Consider the following 16,367-nt stretch of genomic DNA (forward strand, 5'->3'; position numbering starts at 1 on the left):
AACAAGCCAGCTACCTATGTTTGTATTGTTTGACAGACAAATTAGTGCTGAGTAAACTTTCAAATTTATTTATTTGCTCGGCATCATCAAAAAATGATCTGGGAATGATTAATGCTTTATTTTTCGCAATATAGATTAAGTGCAGTTTCTTATTTTGCTTCACTTGATATACTTCTTCCCATTTAAATTTACCATTACCTACCTCAGAATCTGTACGGATGCCTTCATCATCGAGTATGTATGAATATTCTTTTTGAAGCAGTTTATCCGTTTTAAATACACTTTGATATTTCATATTCATTAATAATTTACTAACTAGTGCAATAGCCAGACTTACAAGGATACCGAACGGAATAAACACAGGCAGCAACGTTGTATCAAATGAGGATGCATAGAGCACGACTGCCATGAAAATAACAAATAAATAAACAATTTGGAATAACATCTTGTTTTTTGAATGGAGAAGCTGAAAGTCCTTATAATCCTGAAAGGAAATTTGACCTATAAAGCTTACTTTTTGGTGATTGGATAAAGGTTGATTTATCATTGTTTACTCCTCTATAGTTAATACCAACTATTTCTAATACTAAGGGAACAATGTAAATCTTCATAGTGAAAAATTTGTCGAATCGTGTTGCAAATAATCAATTTATGATAAATATTGTACCGTTATTACAATGTCGTAGCTATATCCACAAGCCGCCCCTCAGAGGCGGCCACCAAATCTCCACCCTGCAAGAAAATCTGCAACCCCCGGCGCCCGCCGCTAATACTAACCAATGCCATCGATTCGACAGAGGCATGTAGTTAAAAGGGATACTTCTTCTTCATCCCCAGAGGAGATACGCCGCCCCGTATATAGCCAGTAAGCGATTGGATGTCTTTGACAGCCACCATTTCAATCTTCTTATTTCCGCTTACAGAAGCTAGGCTCTTTAAGTTCAGTTCCTGGTCACCGGGAATGCAGGCTGCAAGAACACCCGTTTTGTCCCCTTTTAAGATGAGGGTTTTATACAACTGGCTTGGCTTTAGGCCCACTTTTGCGGCAACGGTAGTGGCATCCAATTGATCTTCGTCCCAATCATATTCGTGAAGCGAATAAGTGATATGGAGAGAATCGAGGATTCGGCAGGCATTCGTTTTGTTTGACATAAGTTCCTCCTCTTTTGTATACAAAAAGTTGCACGAATGAAAAACCAATCTATATTTGGATATCATAACATGATATAGTTAGGACATGAGCAATTTCTAGGCTGCAAGGAGGCCATATGAGTCAAGGTAAACCCAACCAAACAGGTCATTTATTCACTGTAGAAATTTTAATTGAAGAGGCCACGAATGGTCTTGCGATGGAAAAGCTCCTTCATCTTCTTAACGCACAGACACAGACGGTCAAAGACTATCAAATCCTCAAGGGCATCGAGCTCGGTAAATTAATCGAATTAAATACAACTCAAAAAGAGAGCACGCCTCCTTCATATACTGGCAAAAAGGCAGTAACTTCTCCCCCGCCTGCATCTCCCGCGCCAACAATGAAGTCAACAGCGCCAAGCGGAGCGGCCGATCACATTATCACTCAGCTAGAAGGCTTCAAAGCCAACAACACGTTAATTCGACTAACCGTTATCAAAGGCCAGGGCATTAAGCTCAATCTTCCCTGCCGGATTTTGAATTATGACAGCAGCAATCAAAATGTTGCCGTGTATCATGTGGATGAGAAGAAAGTTTATTCATTTAAACTCAATGAAATCGACGATTACGTCGCTTTCTAACAGAAAGAGGATGTCCCTGACCAGGGACATCCTCTTTCTGTTAGTTGCCCGAAGCCGCGGCATGAACCCCATGACTTAGCATATTCTCCAGCTGGGCTGCGTTCACTGGCGGGCTGAACCAATAGCCCTGCACTTCATTGCAGCGGTTCTGATGCAGGAAGTGCAGCTGCTCTTCCGTTTCTACACCTTCCGCGATGACTTTCAAGTTCAGATGGTGCGTCATCGCGATAATAGTAGTAACGATCGCCGCGTCATTGGGATCCACCATAATGTCACGGACAAAGGAACGATCAATCTTCAGCTTATCAATCGGGAATTTCTTCAAATAATAGAGGGAGCTGTAGCCGGTCCCGAAATCATCGATACTCACATGAACACCTAGCTCCTTGAGTTCCAACAAGGATTGAATCGCGTGATCGACGTCCATGGTCATGCTTTCAGTAATTTCAAGCTCCAAATACTGCGGTTCAAGCTCCGTTTGCTCCAGTACATGAGAGATCTTGCCCTTCAGATTATGCTGGAAAAACTGCCGCATCGACAGATTAACGGAAATCGGCATCTTGGGGAAGCCTTGATTTTGCCAGGCTTTATTTTGCTTGCATGCCGCGCGAAGCACCCATTCCCCGATCGGCACGATCAAACCGGATTCTTCGGCAAAGGGAATGAAATGGTTCGGCGAGATCAACCCCTTCTCTGGGTGATTCCAACGAATCAACGCCTCTACTCCGACAATGCGTCCAGTCTCAATATCAACCTGTGGTTGATAGAATAATACAAATTCTTCCCCAGCAATCGCTCTGCGTAGCTCATTCTCTAACTTGAGCCGATTGATGGAGACGGATTTCATATCAGCGTTGAAAATTTGAAAATCATTGCGCCCTTTCTCTTTCGCTCTGGCGAGTGCGATGTCGGCATATTTCATTAATGTATCCGCATCTTCATCATCTACCGTAGAGATGGCAACACCAATACTTGCTGTAATATGCAGTTCATACTGCTCAAGAACAAATGGTTTTTCCAGGACGCGGTTAATCTCCGCGATGACAGCAATGACATCATTGGAGTCAGCTACATTCGTGTAGAAGAAGGCAAATTCATCGCCTTCCGTCCGTGCCAAGTAATCATTTTCGGTGGTGCATCTTGTGAAGCGTTCGGCTAGCTGCAGAAGCAGCATGTTGCCATAATCGTAGCCGAAGCTGTCGTTGACTAATTTGAACCTATCGATATCTAAATAAAACACGGCAACCTGCTGCCCCACAGATCTAGCTAGGCTCAATCGCTCGTTCAGGTTGTCTCTGAACATGCGCCTATTAGGCAGCCCCGTCATGTCGTCATAATACGCCATATACCGAACTTGCTCATCTCCGCGCTTACGTTCCGTTATATCCTGGCAGATGAGAATAAAGCCTCTACCCTCCGTGCTCAGTTGAACAGGAACAGCCGTTGCATGTAGATCAACCCGATAACCGCTTTGATGAGACACAGAAGTTTCAAAGGTAAGTGGCTCTCCATCCGTCGCCAGCTGAAGTTGACTGCACGTCAACTCATACTGCTCTTGCGTCACAAAGTGGCTGAAGCGTTTCTCCAGCAACTCGGATGCCGAGTACCCGAGGATCGTTTCCGCGGCGGCATTAACCCGAATGAATGTCCCTTCTTGATCAAAAATCCCAATCGCGTTCGGATTATGCTCAAATAAAGAATCCAGCACATGATGATGCTGCAGATCTGATTTTGATGAGTGCTGCATGTCCCTTTCTTTTCTCAAAAGCTGAATAAACAGAGGCAGGGCAGCTAGAACACATATCCATACAGCATACGGCTTTACGTAAAGGCTTACGAATATGGCGACAATCAAGTATCCGCCAATATAGAGCCGGTTTTTCACAACTTTGCCTCCTCTTACGATCTCACTCTAGGTAATCGGAAGCGTCTCACTGACTGCCGTTCCTTCTCCCGCTCTTTGTGTGATTCATCCGACATTCCTGTAAAAGTCCATATGTAGGTTAAAATCATTTCCATTAAACACTACTTTCTACATAAATCGAGCTTTTCCTGCAAATACGGCACAAAATAAAGAAAAAAGAGTCGGAATCTCCTGACTCTTTCCAGATTTATTATTTTAGAGCGGCAATGGCTAACAGAATCCATCCCACTAAGAAACTCAATCCGCCAAGCGGTGTAATCGGTCCAAAAAATTTGATTCCTGTCAAACTAAGCGCATATAAACTGCCCGAGAATAAGATGATTCCGATAAAAATCGCCCAACCGGAAGCATTCACCATCGAAGTGTTCCCCAGCTTGTCCGACAAAATGGCAATGGCAATTAGCGCAACCGCATGAATCATGTGATAATGCACACCTGTTTGAAAAACGTCTAGTTTTTCTGGCGTTAATTTTTGTTTCAAGATGTGTGCCCCGAAAGCGCCTAGTGCGACAGAAAGAAAAGCATTCAAACTGCCGATTAGCACAAAAAGTTTCATCATGGTTTCCATTCTTCCCTTCTCTAAAGCTTCAATTTATTCCACTTGGCCGATATCATGTTGCCCGACGATTAAGCGTACTGGCTCTAAATAGACCTTGGTGACTGTCGGTTGTTTAATTAAATCGATCTCAATATCTACAATTTTATTGCGGGCTATTTTGCCTTCTCTTTTGTCATAGACGACTTCGAACTGCTTAAGTCCCAGTTCATAAATCAGGACGGAAGAACCAATGGAAAGAGCGCTAGACTCGAACTCCCCGTGTTCAAATAATACCTCGGATAAAATTTCTTCATTCATGTCCACAATCGTAACATACTGGCAAATTTGGTACTTCATCAATAATTGCCCCCTCTAATTAGTAAAGTTTATTTACCAATTCGCCGGAAAATGTCGAAATTCCTGCATCATTCCGTATGACCAAGAATGTTCACAGAAAACCCACAAAATAGATGACGATTGGAATCGTAAACATGCTAAACAAGGTGGATGTAAACACCGCCTGTGAGGAAAACTCTGGTTCATTCTCATACTCAATCGCCAGCAGCACGCTGCTAAGGGAGGTTGGCACGGCACATGAAATGACTAGCGCCTGTGCAGTCAGCCCATCGATTCCAAGTATCCACACGACAAAAAATCCGAGCAACGGTCCCGCAATTAGCCGCAAAATATTCGAGACAACCACATTGGAGAAATGAAATTCCCACTTCATCCCGCCTAACTGTACACCAAGAGTTAAGAGTGCAGTTGCCATGAAGGCATCGGAAATATACGTCAGCGGCAGATGAATGGAAGAAGGGACTGGCAAATGGAAATATCTCAGCAGCAATGCAACTGGGATCGCATATATGACGGGTAAAGATAAGATCGTCTTCATCGTTGCCTTCCAGGTTGATTTGTGAGCATTTAACGTGTAGATCCCGTACGTGTTAGGAATCAAATTTTGCATAATCATAATGATAATTTGAATGGAAAGGGTATAGGCATTCCCGCCGAATACGGTTTGATTAAGCGGCAGCGCGTAATTGGCGCTATTATAGAAAATAACACTATTTCGCATGGCAATCCGCATGCCTCTCTGCATTTTTCTAATCCGTATATAGACCTCTATTACTGCAAAAAGAAGGCTAAAAAACAAGACGAAAAACAAAAGAACCTGCATAATGACATTTAGGTTCATTTCAGACTCATACAGCTTTACGAAAACGATTGCGGGAGAAAAAACATAGAAATTGAGCTTGGATAATGTTTTAATATCTAGATGAAAAGCACGATACATGACGGCACCAATCGCAATCATGATCGAGATTGGCACAATATTATTGACTAAAATATAAACAAAATAACTCATTTATGATCCTCGCTTAAATGAAGTTCCGTTGCTGTAGTACGCATCCTTGCTGTAGGTCGTAAAAGCAACTTCAACCTCAGGCAAGCCAAGCCCAAGGACATGGGTTGTAACTGCCGTAGCGACGGCATCCCTGATCTGGTCCCCTCTTTCAAACCAGGCGACTTCAACAAACGGGTAGGCTGGAACGATTTTACCACCGAATATAGCCGGATGCTGCACACACTCTAGTGTAAAATTATCGGTGTCACATTCGCAAATAGCAGCAAGCTGTTCAACTAAGCTCTCACTCATTCCACAAACTTGTTCGACGGATACTCCTCTAAACGTTAATCTAGGCATGCTTCTAACTCCAATCCGTTATTGCCGTAAGGCTTATCACTTCGCTGATGCGTTTACGCTTGTAATAATACGTTTCAATTGAATATTGAAATTATGAATCTCTTCTAGAGACAGTCCGCTTGATTCAAGCAGCGTCTGCGGTATGCAAAATGCTTTTTCATATAGCACAAGGCCAGCTTCCGTAATGACAATGTTCACAACACGCTCGTCTTCGATTGACCTTTTCCGCTCTATCAACTGCTGAGCTTCCATCCGTTTGAGCATCGGCGTCAACGTGCCTGAATCTAGATCCAGCTTCTCGCTAAGCTCCTTAACGGTGCTCTCTTTTTGATCCCAAAGAACGAGCAGCACCAAATACTGAGGATAGGTAATTCCCAAACCCTCAAGAAAAGGACGATACATCCGTGTAATAGCTCTCGAACTTGCATATAAACTAAAGCAGAGCTGATTTTCAAGTTTTAATAATTCATTGGTGCTCATGTGATCGGCTTCCTTTCCAAGTCATATTGTGAACAATCGTTTTGTTTCAAATGTATATAAAAATAACCCCACTGTCAATGTGAATAGTCAGATAAGTTCATAAATGTTGTATGATTTCATCTTGTGCCATTCTCTATTAGGGTGATATGGTATTACTACTTGAAATCACTGTAACCGTTAGTCCGTGTGGGGAGGCGCGCCTGTGAATGTGAATTTTTCCGGTGACAATCGCAAGTTGTACATTAAACTTTTACTGACTACAATTCTCTGTACGGTTCTTACGCTGCTTGTATCCTCCACCATTTATTTTGTGAATTACAGAAACATTAACTTGAACCAGGTCTATCAAACCGATTTAGAGAATTTAACCCAAACGAGCCGCGAAGTGATCTCAATGACGGAAAGTGCGCAATCGCTTACATTTCAATTGTACCGGAACGGCAATATCAGCAAACTGATGTTTTATGAAAACCCAGATATCTATGATACCACTGCTGCCATGCGAGAATTGAACAATTATTTAAATTCCATGCCTTACATTGCTTCCATCTATGTCTACAACCCGAAAGCCAATTATGTCTACATAGCCTCGGGCTCTGGGCAGAATGGTTTAATGACCAAAGAAGAGTTGGTCGACAAAGACATTTTGAACGTATTGGATCATTTCCAAGAGTTCAAGCCCTTCGTGCCTATACCGCGTACCTACTTAAAAAGTGCGTCAAGCACACAAAAAAGCAATGTCTACACGTACCTATGTTATGATGCAATCGGCAATAACAATGCGCTCAATTCAGCCATTATCGTCAATATCACAACGGACTGGATTAATAAAGATATCGGCAAGCAGCAAAGTAATGGAACAAGCAGCTCGTTTATTATTGATAATAAAGGCAGGACGCTTAGCGGCGATCTTCCCAATTATGCAGAAGCATTAACAGCCGAATCAACAATTACCAAACATATTATGAGTAGTAAAGGCTCCGGTTACTTCATTGATACAGTGAGTGGCAAGAAATCCTTAATTTCATTTACAGCGTCCGATTCCTTAGAGTGGCGGTACATCCGTATCACACCTTATCAAACGATAACGGAGAAAATCAATAAGATTCGAACAACGACAATTTACATTGGCATCTCCATTTTAGTCGCTGGATTGTTGGTTTCCTGGCTCTTATCTCGCAAGCTTTATGTCCCTATTGATCGTATTGTTACGAAAATGAATTCCTTGGAATCCGATAAGCGAAATTCTTTATTTACATTAAAGCAAGATGTCTTGCGGAAACTGATTCAAGGTCACGAGCCGATTACGGCGAAAATGATGCGGGAAAAACGCAGCGAGCTAGGCATTTCGTTCGATTTCCAAAGCGATTATCGTCTGATCCTGCTTCGAATTGATGGTTTTCAGCCCTTTTTGCATAATCATCAGGACGACCTTCACGTGTACAAATATGCAATTATGAATATTTCCTCGGAAATAGCTTCGCAAGCGTACCAAGTGGAAACGGTCGATATCGGGAATGACAGCACGGTGCTGCTGATTAATGCCCGAAGCACGCCTCTCGATGGTGATCAGAGCATGCTTCTAGCGCTATTAAAACAAATTCAAAAAGCTGTTGTCGAGCTGCTCAAAATAAGTCTCTCCGTCACCTACAGTCCGCCCAGCTCTCAGCCTCAGGATTTGGTGTCCCTGTATCGAAGTGTTGTCGGAGCCTCTGAGCATCGCGTGTTTCTTGGACCCGGCTGTTTAATATCTTCCTTGGATCATCAATATCCAGAAACAGACGACTACCTATTTACTGTTGAAAAAGAGAAGAAGCTGATTGATGCTTTAATGGCCGGCAAAATTGCTGAAGCTAAGAAATTGTACAGCGTGATTATTGAGGAAACAAGACCTTATCCGATAAGTGTTTTTCAAGCAACACTGTCCCGATTAACGATTACTTTAAATGGCGTCCTTCATACAATTCTCAAAAACAATTCCCTCGATGCCCCAATGAGCATACAGTTATCCAGAAATGCCTTAGCCAAGTTGGAGACGATTGAGGGAATTGAAGCCGTCGTTTTCGAACTGTTCGATGAAATGAAGAAGCGGTTAGATGACAAGCGAAGCATGAAGCAGGACGATCTTATTCGTAAAATCAACGATATGATTGAGCAGCATTGTGGCAATCCGAACTTATGCTTAAATTGGATTGCCGATGAGATGGATATGTCGCGGATTTATTTAAGCCGCGTCTACAAACAGAACACCATGAACGCTGTCGTGGATGTCATTAACTGTATGCGAATGGACCGCGCCAAAGATTTGTTGAAGCACTCGGATTTACCCATCGCTGATATCGCCGAAAGGATCGGCTATACCAACAGCTCATACTTCTACCGAATGTTTAAGAAGAATTTTGGCATAACCCCCACCGATTACCGCAAAACCGGACTCGAACCCGGCAATCAAGCTTCAACCTGAAATAAACGGCCGCCCTGCAACCAGTTCGCTGCAGGGCGGCCGTTTCCTGTTATTTAATTCCTTTTTCGCTCACATACTGGAGCCATTGCTTTTTATACTCTGCTTGCACCTTCTCAAGTCCGGCTTGCTTCGCCTTTTCCATGAATGTTTTCATGCCTGCATCCAGATCAGCAACAAGACCCAATTGCAACGGCCATAAATACTGCTTCTCCACTTGCTCCAACGCAGCTTTTTCTGCTTGATATGAGCTGTAATCCTCAGCAAACCCAGTGAAGATATCTGGTTTTTGAATTTTATCCAGATCCTTATAGATCGCTTTTACCCCATCAAAGCTTTTCTCGAACAGCATGAAATCAGGGTTGCGCCAAGCCCAGCTGTTCATCGACTCACGAGGGAAGCCATTGGAATTGTTATCGCCAACCATTTTGTAGTAGCCATTTTCAACTTGGAAGTTCTTACCTTCGATACCGTAGGAAGTAAGCCAATTGTACGCTTTATCGGTAACCATTTTCTCATAGAATTCAAGTGCGCGTTCAGCATTTTTACTGCTCTTAGGAATGGCAAAGCCATTGTGAATCGGGTGAACAGGCTGCGCATAACCTTTGATAGTCGGGAATGGATAATAGTCAAGATTCCAGTCTGGATGTGTCGACTTCATTTTGTTCAAAGAATCGTTAAAGCGTGCCGGATTATCGCCAAATTCTGCAGCAGCTTTGCCGCTGACTAGCTGATCCCACGTCGAATCTTTCACGTTCAGAACGTTTTTCGGGATAAAGCCTTTATCCATCCAACGCTTGGCGATTTTGATGTCGCCCATGTGCTCTTCAGAGCCCCAGTAGGAGTAAACTTCACCTGGTTTATTGTAGTTGATCCCGATGCCGTAAAGTGGTGCTCCAACGCTGTTGTGAACGACGTCACGAAGCCCATTAACGATCAAATTACCATCTCCGCCGCTGGCAAAAGGCAGGATGTTCGGCTCATTTTTCTTGATGCCGTCCATGTATACCTCGAACGTTTCAATAGAGGTAGGCTTTGGCAAATTGTATTTGACCCTCAAGTCTTCACGCCAAACGAAGCCATTGGTGACATACTCTTTGAATGTTGCCGGTACGGTATAGATTTTGCCGTCAATTTTCACGGCCTCCCACATATCCTTCGGCACATATTTGTTCAGCGTCGGCGCAGCCTTTGGCAAAATATCATCAAGCGGCAGGAAAGCACCTTTTTTCGCGTAGGATTGATATTGTGTCCAGTCGGCCGTAAAAATCAAGTCCACTTGCTGACCAGAGGAAAGCAGAAGCTTATATTTCTGATCCCAGTCCGTCCAAGTTGTATAGTTGAATTTCACCGTTGTATTTAAATCTTTCAATGCTAGCTTGTTGACCTCGTCCTGAATGATTTGCAGATCCTTGGGAGCGTTACCTAGCATGTAGAATTGAAGCTCGACCTTCTCTCTCTTCGGCGCATCCACTTTGGTCGCTGCCGGCGCAGCCGCACTAGCTGCCGGTGCTGCGTTCCCTTGCTTAGGCTCTGGCGAACTGCTGCAGCCTGTAAGAGCCGTGATAAAGAGCGCCCCGGAAAGAATGGCGGAGAATCGGTGTGTTGCCAACATTTTCATTTGAATCCTCCCTTTAGATGTGTAGTTATATGTCAGCCGAGAAGGTTGCCAACCTGCATGCTCCTTCTTCGGTTCTAACCTTTGACAGCACCGATTGTCAATCCCTTGACGAAATAACGCTGAACGAACGGATACAGAAACAGAATCGGTCCTGTAACGATAATAGCCATCGCCATTTTCGTTGACTCCGTCGGCATTTCGCCAGTCATAACAACCCCTGTGCCAGCGCCCATCTGAGAGACAAAGCGCATCGTGTTGATCACGTTGTACAAGTAGTACTGCAGCTCATACTTATTAGGATCATTGATGAAGAGTGATGACAACAGCCAGCCATTCCAATAATGCAGGGCAAGGAACAGCCCAACGGTCGCGATACCGGGCATCGACAATTGGAGAACGACACTGTAGTAGATTTTGAAATCATTGGCACCGTCGATTTTGGCAGATTCAATGAGCTCTTCGGGAATAGCTGATTTCATGAAGCTTCGCATCAAGATAATCAGAAACGGACTCATGAGCCCTGGCAGCACAAGTACCGCATAGGTGTCCGTCAGCTTCAAATAGCTGGCCAGCAGGATATACCAAGGGACTAAGCCTCCGCCAAATAACGTCGTAAAGTAAATATAGAACGAGAAATGATTGCGGTATCGGAAGTCCTTACGCTGTAGAACATAGCCCGCCATCGTCATGAAAAACAATCCAAGAGCTGTACCAATAAGAGTCACGAAAATGGTTACAGCGTAAGCTTTGAGCACCTGCTCTGGAAATCGAAATACCGTCTTATACCCCTCTATAGAGAAAACCTTCGGTATAAAGTGATATCCACTTCGAATAATGGATTCATTCTGTGTGAACGAAGCCGAAATAATCATCAGGAAAGGAAACAAGCAGACTAGAAAAGAGATGATGATCACGGCATAAGCCATTGTTTGGAACAAATACATATATTTCTCGTCCTTGATTCTCAAGCCAGCAGCACCTCTTTCCCTAAAATAGAGCGTAATCGTCGTTAATTTTTCGAATGATATAGTTGACGGTAATGATCAAGATGAATCCGAAGAGGGATTGGTACAGCCCTGCTGCAGTCGCCATCCCTACATCGAAAGTGACCTTCAGTGAGCGGTACACATAAGTGTCAATGATATCGGTTGCATTAAACAAAATCCCGTTATTTCCAATTAACTGGTAAAATAAATCGAATTGGCCTTTCATAATACTGCCTAGAGAGAATAAGAGAAGCACTACAAAAGTCGGCTTCAGCATAGGAATCGTAATGTGCCAGACACGCTGGAAAATATTCGCGCCGTCGATTTTGGCAGCTTCATAGTATTCTTCACTGATACCCGTGATGGCCGCCAGATAGATGACCATGCTGTACCCGAGATTTTTCCACAAATAAAAGATAATAATGAGGAAAACCCAAGCCCAAGGCGTGTTGTACACATCGACTGGTTCAGAGCTGAATTCCTTCAACATCGTATTGAGAAACCCGCTCTCATAGTTGAATAAGTTGTAAACGATGACGCTCAGAATAACAAAAGAGATGAAATAGGGCAGGAACATCACCGACTGGGCTATTTTTTTAAACCAAGCGCTGCGAATCTCACTAAGCAGGACAGCGCATAGAATGGCGAAAACATTGCCAAACACGATGAATGCTAAATTATAACCAAGTGTGTTAAGCGTTAATTTAACTAAAATCCCTGATTTCCATAGAAAAGAGAAATTGTCTAAGCCTACAAAAGGACTGCCGAACAGGCCGGCATTGAAATCAAACCGTGTGAATGCATAATAGATGCCAACCATCGGAATATACGAGTTAATAAAGAAGAAGATCAGGGTTGGCAGCAGCATGAGAAACAATATTTTGTTCGTTACGATTTCATAAAGAAAACCTCTTCGTTTGAGCATGTTTGGGTGCGATCCTCCTTGGGGCAATGTGTCTTGAGACGATCATAAATCAGCGCATAGAAGCCGGGTAGTGAAGCTTCGCTAGGAGTGTGAACAATATGGTGAATTGGCGTATGAACAATTTTAACTTCAGTGAACTGCGTGTGATAAATCGTTGATACGACGAGGTTTAATAAAGGAATAGGATTGTGTCCTCTTCGTATTCATGCTACGATTGTTTCAAAAATATACCAATAAAGGGGGATATGACCTATGGATTGGCTCTCTGAACATAAGGAGAATATGGAAGGGGTATTTGCAGAAGCGGAAAGCCTTATTCGCGCATTCCCCGAGCCGCTGAATCATCACGGACTAGTCTATTTCTCTAAATTTGATGTGCGTCAGGAGAAGAGCACGAAAAATTATATCTGCTATTTGCTTCCTTATTGGATGCAGGAAGTAGCTCATCTGCCGGATGATACGGTCAAAAGGCTGAGCTTAGCTAACGTTTTCGTTATGCTCTACTATTTTGTTGTAGATGACATTATGGATGCTGCCAAAGGGGAGCATAGGGACAAGCTACCGCTCGCGAACTTATTTCAATTGCAGTTTCAAATGATGTATAGAGCGTTGTTCCCGCCGCCGTCCCCTTTCTGGCCTTATTACGAGACTTACGTACTGGAATGGGCCGAAGCAGTTACAGGTGAGCTAGGTGGCGATTACTTTCACACGGATCAAAGGAAGGTTGCCTGGAAAGCAAGTCCTGTCAAAAACGCCAGCACTGGAGCGCTGATTCTCGCGGGTCGGGATGAGCTGATCCCTGTCGTGACGGGGGCAGTTGAACAGGTGCTTGTGACCCTGCAAATGCTGGACGACTGGGCGGATTGGGAGGACGATTTGGACGAGGGTTCTTATAATTGTTTGCTTGCTTTTTTGCGAGGAGATGACAGGCGTACAGAGAGTGATTCATTGACGTCCGAGTGGGTCAAACAGCAAATATATGTCCGTGATCAACTGGAGGGATATAGCGAGATTGCTTTTTTGCATCATGAGAGGTTGCTAGCGTTAGAGATATCGATGAAGGAGCTTACACTATTTCATCTTGGTCTTGTGGATAGTTTGCGTATGAAGGCAAAAGAGATCAAAGAGAAGCGGAACCAACTTCTTTCTGGCGGTTTATACTATTTCTTGTCGGATTCTAGCAATTTTTGATAGAATATTTAGAATATTCGTGCTATAATTCTTTTATTGGTAATATTAACCAGCGGTTCACGTGAAGAACGCTGAGCCTAACGGACTGAAATGCCCCTATTCATGACGTTTCAGCACGAAACAGGATTTAACAGACCCGTGCGACGTTATTCCTCTCGAAATACCCCATAACAAGGGTACTAACAGTGAATAACGCCCCCTCAGTCCGATAACATCTAATTTCGATGCTAATAATCAGAAATAGCGGCTACCATGTCCGTTACATTTAAAGGGGGGCTTGTCATGTCATCGAATGAACAATTAAAAGCGAAAATTATTCAAAAAGCATGGGAAGATGAAGCATTCAAAAACCAACTACTTGCAAACCCAAAGGCAGCATTAAGAGAAACCTTCGGTATTACGCTCCCCGATGATTTTACAGTGAAAGCGGTAGAAGAAACCTCGACGGAGTTTGTGCTTGTTATTCCGGCTAATCCGGCTAAGGTTTTGGTGACTGCGGGTGCTGATAGAGAATGGTGGTAATACAAAAAGGTGCCGCATGCAGTCTAAGCAGCACCTTTTTGTTATTTTTTTTCGAGAGCGGGAAATCTCAGGATAACCTCCGTACCGATATTTTTTTGGCTTTTATACTCAATAGTTCCGTTCATCTTTTCAATGATACGAAAAGAGACCAAGAGTCCGATTCCTGTACCCTTTTCTTTGGTTGTGTAGTAAGGTTTCCCTAACATTTCTAGTTTTGAAATTTCGATGCCTTCCCCATTATCTTTGATATGAATAAATACTTGACCTTGCATTTCATACGCCCATATACTAATCAATCCATCATCCCGGAAAGCTTCGATGCTATTTTTAATAATATTAATCAGTACCTGTTTCAGCTTCGATGAATTTCCTTGGATAACTAAATGATCAGCGATGTCGACGGATATCCTACCACTGTGCAGCACGACCAAAGGATCAATGATTCCTTCAATCTGCCTAAATTCCTTGGATAGATTCAGTTCCACAACCTCATCTCCATGCGGTTTTGAAAACGTAAGGAAATCCGTAATAATGACAGAGGCTCTATCCAATTCTTCGATTGCAATTTCCATATATTCTTTACTCTTCTCATCCGAACGCGTAGCTATAAGTTGCAAGAAGCCTCTAGTTACCTGCAACGGGTTTCTGACCTCATGTGCAATAGAAGCAGCTAGTTGGCTGATAATTTCCATCTTCTCCGATTGTTGCAGTTGATGATTATAAAATTCAAGTTCTTTGGCATATTTAATCATTTTCTCATGATTACTGGAAAATCTTTTACATAAGATCAGAATTAGAGCAATAATAAATCCCAAAACTCCCCATTTCCAAAAATGAAATTGGTACATTTGTAGGCTATCATAGTAGAATATAAGGTCCAAAGTACACATGAAAGCAAACGAAGCAAAACCAGCCGAAAAAATAATTGCTTCTTTATTTCCTTTCAACACGAGAATAATTGATGCTCCAATGATGATAGTAAACTGAAGTAGCATAATGTATCCTAGTAAACTGACTGAAAAAAAGAAATAAATAGTATAAAAGCGATAATCAGTTAGTATATTAGTAAACTTAAAAACTATTATAAATAGGGAATACAACATTTGAACCCTTCTAAACCAATAAATCAATTTGAATTTTCTTGTAAGAAATATCCGTTCGAAATAATAGGTTAATGCAGGTAAAAACACGGCAAGTGAAAAATCAAATAATAGACTGTACAATGCCGCATAGTTAGAGTAGTTCGTAAACATAAAAGGAGAGTAAGTGATAAAAATAGTACCGAGTGATAACAGCAAGATGCTAAGCAAAAGCCAATCAGTGCGTTGGTTTTTTTTCAAAAAAACAGCACTGATTAGTAATATTGCTGCAATTGATAGTAAAGCGCAGCCTAAAATGATATTTTGATAATCCGTTAGCACATAAGTTTTTAACAGATCAATGTAAAGATCTAGCTTTATATCTGAAAGTATTCCCGCCCTCCCTAATGAATTCTCTATTTTTAAGAACACGGTGCTCCCACTATCTTCATTGCTAACAGAAAATAAAGTGCTTTGTTGATCATTTGGATAATCTAGTGACACTTCTTGAACTAATTTTTGTTTGATGTAAACTGAGAGTTTTTTTGCATAAATCGTTTCTATGTATACGCCATAATCCTTAGGAATGTTCGAGGGCAGCTGAATCCTTATCCACGCAGTCGTTATATCGTTCGGTTTCTTAGGAATAGCTTCACCCTTCTTAACCGTTATCCACTGTGGAGAAGACGCGTCAGCACTGACGTCTACAATTCCACCAGGCGGATTCCCCCACATAATTGAATACTCCGAAATCGTTTGCATTCTATCTGAAAGTTCGCTGGCAAATGCTCGCGGCATCAAAAAAGAACTACTCAACACAACAACAAGTACCACTAACCAAAGCGTTTGAGAAAACCGCTTCATGTGTTCACCATCCCCGTCCAAACTTTAACTTACAATGTTTAACAATAAATGAAATTCGACAGAATACGCACTTTCCCTTCTTTTACCAAGTAAACAATAGTCAAACAAATATAGACCACTCTTACCAATTAAGAGGTGATAATTACTTGAGATATTCTCGGCTCTGTGGTGATACATATTTCTCTCTTCACTCCACCGTTCTGACGCATTAATTTATATTACATACATTTAAAATAATCTATATTTTACGTTATGTTTATTAACATATAAAGAGACATCAACCGCTCTTCTTAGTA

At 42.4% G+C, this 16,367-nt stretch carries 15 protein-coding genes and 1 pseudogene; 4 read left to right on the forward strand and 12 right to left on the reverse strand.

The window, feature by feature from the left end:
* Positions 1 to 10: 10 nt before the first annotated feature.
* Both AC58UW_RS08115 and ybaK read right to left on the reverse strand, forming a co-directional pair.
* Entirely contained in the window at positions 11 to 547 is a 537-nt protein-coding gene (locus AC58UW_RS08115) for a YcxB family protein (RefSeq protein WP_497420189.1), read from the reverse strand.
* 125 nt (positions 548 to 672) lie between these two features.
* Positions 673 to 1,152, reverse strand: a pseudogene (gene ybaK / locus AC58UW_RS08120) (Cys-tRNA(Pro) deacylase).
* A 116-nt stretch (positions 1,153 to 1,268) separates the two neighbouring features.
* Here ybaK and AC58UW_RS08125 point away from each other — a divergent pair.
* Positions 1,269 to 1,772 (forward strand): hypothetical protein, encoded by a 504-nt coding sequence (locus tag AC58UW_RS08125; RefSeq protein WP_497420190.1) that lies wholly within the window; start codon positions 1,269 to 1,271, stop codon positions 1,770 to 1,772.
* 40 nt (positions 1,773 to 1,812) lie between these two features.
* Here the strand turns inward: AC58UW_RS08125 and AC58UW_RS08130 are convergent, their stop codons facing one another.
* The 6 genes from AC58UW_RS08130 to AC58UW_RS08155 all read right to left on the reverse strand — a co-directional run bounded on the left by AC58UW_RS08130 (position 1,813) and on the right by AC58UW_RS08155 (position 6,422).
* Positions 1,813 to 3,657, reverse strand: a complete 1,845-nt coding sequence (locus AC58UW_RS08130; protein ID WP_497420191.1) for a putative bifunctional diguanylate cyclase/phosphodiesterase — start codon at positions 3,655 to 3,657, stop codon at positions 1,813 to 1,815.
* 229 nt (positions 3,658 to 3,886) lie between these two features.
* On the reverse strand, positions 3,887 to 4,252 hold the full coding sequence (locus AC58UW_RS08135; RefSeq protein ID WP_497420610.1) for a DUF423 domain-containing protein: 366 nt from the start codon (positions 4,250 to 4,252) through the stop codon (positions 3,887 to 3,889).
* Between the two features lie 36 nt (positions 4,253 to 4,288).
* Complete coding sequence (locus tag AC58UW_RS08140; RefSeq protein WP_497420192.1) at positions 4,289 to 4,591, reverse strand: hypothetical protein; 303 nt, start codon at positions 4,589 to 4,591, stop codon at positions 4,289 to 4,291.
* A gap of 91 nt (positions 4,592 to 4,682) precedes the next feature.
* Entirely contained in the window at positions 4,683 to 5,603 is a 921-nt protein-coding gene (locus AC58UW_RS08145; RefSeq protein WP_497420193.1) for an AEC family transporter, read from the reverse strand.
* Positions 5,604 to 5,942 carry a DUF1904 family protein gene (locus AC58UW_RS08150; protein WP_497420194.1) on the reverse strand — a complete coding sequence of 113 codons (339 nt, stop codon included), beginning with the start codon at positions 5,940 to 5,942 and terminating at the stop codon, positions 5,604 to 5,606.
* A 36-nt stretch (positions 5,943 to 5,978) separates the two neighbouring features.
* Entirely contained in the window at positions 5,979 to 6,422 is a 444-nt protein-coding gene (locus tag AC58UW_RS08155; RefSeq protein ID WP_497420195.1) for a MarR family winged helix-turn-helix transcriptional regulator, read from the reverse strand.
* A 202-nt stretch (positions 6,423 to 6,624) separates the two neighbouring features.
* On the opposite strand from AC58UW_RS08155, the gene AC58UW_RS08160 reads away from it, so the two are divergent.
* Positions 6,625 to 8,886 (forward strand): AraC family transcriptional regulator, encoded by a 2,262-nt coding sequence (locus tag AC58UW_RS08160; RefSeq protein ID WP_497420196.1) that lies wholly within the window; start codon positions 6,625 to 6,627, stop codon positions 8,884 to 8,886.
* A gap of 49 nt (positions 8,887 to 8,935) precedes the next feature.
* On the opposite strand, the gene AC58UW_RS08165 is transcribed toward AC58UW_RS08160, so the two are convergent.
* The 3 genes from AC58UW_RS08165 to AC58UW_RS08175 form a co-directional block, all read right to left on the reverse strand.
* Positions 8,936 to 10,504 (reverse strand): extracellular solute-binding protein, encoded by a 1,569-nt coding sequence (locus AC58UW_RS08165; RefSeq protein ID WP_497420197.1) that lies wholly within the window; start codon positions 10,502 to 10,504, stop codon positions 8,936 to 8,938.
* A 74-nt stretch (positions 10,505 to 10,578) separates the two neighbouring features.
* Positions 10,579 to 11,472, reverse strand: coding sequence for a carbohydrate ABC transporter permease (locus AC58UW_RS08170; protein WP_497420198.1), 894 nt, complete (start codon positions 11,470 to 11,472; stop codon positions 10,579 to 10,581).
* Between the two features lie 19 nt (positions 11,473 to 11,491).
* Complete coding sequence (locus AC58UW_RS08175; RefSeq protein ID WP_497420199.1) at positions 11,492 to 12,415, reverse strand: ABC transporter permease; 924 nt, start codon at positions 12,413 to 12,415, stop codon at positions 11,492 to 11,494.
* A 252-nt stretch (positions 12,416 to 12,667) separates the two neighbouring features.
* Between AC58UW_RS08175 and AC58UW_RS08180 the strand changes: the two genes are divergently transcribed.
* Complete coding sequence (locus AC58UW_RS08180) at positions 12,668 to 13,606, forward strand: hypothetical protein (RefSeq protein ID WP_497420200.1); 939 nt, start codon at positions 12,668 to 12,670, stop codon at positions 13,604 to 13,606.
* Between the two features lie 282 nt (positions 13,607 to 13,888).
* Positions 13,889 to 14,128: an NHLP leader peptide family RiPP precursor gene (locus AC58UW_RS08185; protein ID WP_497420201.1), complete on the forward strand. Its 240-nt coding sequence runs from the start codon at positions 13,889 to 13,891 to the stop codon at positions 14,126 to 14,128.
* 41 nt (positions 14,129 to 14,169) lie between these two features.
* On the opposite strand, the gene AC58UW_RS08190 is transcribed toward AC58UW_RS08185, so the two are convergent.
* Positions 14,170 to 16,071 carry an ATP-binding protein gene (locus AC58UW_RS08190; protein ID WP_497420202.1) on the reverse strand — a complete coding sequence of 634 codons (1,902 nt, stop codon included), beginning with the start codon at positions 16,069 to 16,071 and terminating at the stop codon, positions 14,170 to 14,172.
* Between the last annotated feature and the right edge of the window lie 296 nt (positions 16,072 to 16,367).

This window comes from Paenibacillus sp. J22R160 (assembly GCF_059692135.1).

What these genes read in the sequence shown, in the direction of transcription:
- AC58UW_RS08125 (WP_497420190.1), top strand. Translation starts at nt 1,269, where the DNA reads ATGAGTCAAGGTAAACCCAACCAAACAGGTCATTTATTCACTGTAGAA.
- AC58UW_RS08135 (WP_497420610.1), bottom strand. Translation starts at nt 4,252, where the DNA reads ATGAAACTTTTTGTGCTAATCGGCAGTTTGAATGCTTTTCTTTCTGTC.
- AC58UW_RS08165 (WP_497420197.1), bottom strand. Translation starts at nt 10,504, where the DNA reads ATGAAAATGTTGGCAACACACCGATTCTCCGCCATTCTTTCCGGGGCG.
- AC58UW_RS08150 (WP_497420194.1), bottom strand. Translation starts at nt 5,942, where the DNA reads ATGCCTAGATTAACGTTTAGAGGAGTATCCGTCGAACAAGTTTGTGGA.
- AC58UW_RS08155 (WP_497420195.1), bottom strand. Translation starts at nt 6,422, where the DNA reads ATGAGCACCAATGAATTATTAAAACTTGAAAATCAGCTCTGCTTTAGT.
- AC58UW_RS08190 (WP_497420202.1), bottom strand. Translation starts at nt 16,071, where the DNA reads ATGAAGCGGTTTTCTCAAACGCTTTGGTTAGTGGTACTTGTTGTTGTG.
- AC58UW_RS08145 (WP_497420193.1), bottom strand. Translation starts at nt 5,603, where the DNA reads ATGAGTTATTTTGTTTATATTTTAGTCAATAATATTGTGCCAATCTCG.
- AC58UW_RS08140 (WP_497420192.1), bottom strand. Translation starts at nt 4,591, where the DNA reads ATGAAGTACCAAATTTGCCAGTATGTTACGATTGTGGACATGAATGAA.
- AC58UW_RS08180 (WP_497420200.1), top strand. Translation starts at nt 12,668, where the DNA reads ATGGATTGGCTCTCTGAACATAAGGAGAATATGGAAGGGGTATTTGCA.
- AC58UW_RS08115 (WP_497420189.1), bottom strand. Translation starts at nt 547, where the DNA reads ATGATAAATCAACCTTTATCCAATCACCAAAAAGTAAGCTTTATAGGT.
- AC58UW_RS08175 (WP_497420199.1), bottom strand. Translation starts at nt 12,415, where the DNA reads ATGCTCAAACGAAGAGGTTTTCTTTATGAAATCGTAACGAACAAAATA.
- AC58UW_RS08185 (WP_497420201.1), top strand. Translation starts at nt 13,889, where the DNA reads ATGTCATCGAATGAACAATTAAAAGCGAAAATTATTCAAAAAGCATGG.